Annotated in this window: 1 protein-coding gene; it reads left to right on the top strand. The window is 65.7% G+C overall.

Going from position 1 to position 1,455, the window contains the following annotated elements:
* The first annotated feature begins 242 nt into the window (after nt 1-242).
* On the top strand, nt 243-1,442 hold the full coding sequence (locus E3T19_RS00165) for an IS110 family transposase (protein WP_134407774.1): 1,200 nt from the start codon (nt 243-245) through the stop codon (nt 1,440-1,442).
* Nucleotides 1,443-1,455 lie beyond the last annotated feature (13 nt).

The following is a 1,455-nucleotide window of genomic DNA, read 5'->3' as shown; positions in this document are numbered from 1 at the left end:
CCCCGTTACTTTCTTCGTAGCCCTTGATCCTGTAGTTATGTGAGGGTGTTGGCCTGTCAGGCCCGGCATGGTTCTTGCCCCAGTCGTCCATGATCCGGGGGTGTTGTCACCGGGCCTGACTGGCATCGGGTGATCGCTGATAGGGGCTGGACCGGGACTTGTCCCAGGCCGTTCGTAACGTGGATGCCGGGACTTGATGCCGCGGTTCAGGCCGACTTTGTGGAACCTGAGACGGAGGATTCATGATCGAGAACTACGACAGCGTCGACGTCTTCATCGGCGTGGACGTCGGCAAGGGAGAACACCACGCGGTCGCCCTCGACCGGGCCGGCAAGCAACTCTTCGACAAGGCACTGCCCAACGACGAAGCGAAGCTGCGCGAGCTGATCGGGCAGTTGAAACGTCACGGCCGGTTCTTGTTCGTCGTCGATCAGCCCGCAACCATCGGAGCCCTGCCGATCGCCGTCGCCCAAGCCGAAGGCGTCCTCGTAGGCTACCTGCCGGGCCTGGCCATGCGGCGCATCGCGGACCTGCACGCCGGCGAAGCCAAGACCGACGCCCGCGACGCGGCGATCATCGCCCAAGCCGCGAGGAGCTTCCCGCACGCTCTGCGGTCGCTGCAGCTGGCTGATGAGCAGGTTGCTGAGCTCTCGATGCTCTGCGGCTTCGACGACGATGTCGTCGGCCAGATCACGGCCACGAGCAACCGCATCCGCAGGCTGCTCACCCAGATTCACCCAGCGTTGGAGCGGGTCCTGGGCCCGCACCTGGACCATCCCGCGGTGCTTGATCTGTTGCAGCGTTACCCGACACCGGCGGCGATGAAAGCCGCCGGCACGACCCGACTCGGCTACCGTCTCGTGAAGCTGGCCTCGCGCATGGGCCGCCGTCTCGCGGACGAGATCACTCAGGCCCTGAGCGAGCAGACCGTCGTGGTCACTGGCACGAATGCCAGCAGCATCGTGCTGCCCAGACTCGCCGAACAGCTCGCCGCCTTGCGCCGGCAACGCGAGGAGATCGCGGTCGAGGTTGAACGACTCGTGGAGGCACACCCTCTTCACCCCGTCCTGATCAGCATGCCCGGAGTCGGGATCAGGACCGCCGCCAGACTCCTCACCGAAGTCTCCGGGAAGGACTTCGCGACCGCCGGCCACCTCGCCGCCTATGCGGGCTTGGCGCCCGTGACCCGGCGCTCGGGCAGTTCCATTCGCGGCGAGCATCCGTCCCGACGCGGGAACAAGATCCTCAAACGGGCACTGTTCCTATCCGCCTTCGCCGCGCTCCGCGACCCGCTTTCACGCGCCTACTACGACCGCAAAATCGCCCAGGGCAAACGCCACAACCAAGCCCTCGTCGCCCTCGCCCGCAGACGCTGCGACGTCCTCTATGCCATGCTCCGCGACGGCACCCTCTATCAAGCCGACCACCAGCTCGCCGCTTGACAAGAACATAGGG

The organism is Cryobacterium sp. TMT4-31 (assembly GCF_004403385.1).
Lineage (GTDB): Bacteria > Actinomycetota > Actinomycetes > Actinomycetales > Microbacteriaceae > Cryobacterium > Cryobacterium zongtaii.
Note: the sequence above shows the minus strand (reverse complement) of the source record. Positions and strands in the feature narration are given on the sequence as shown.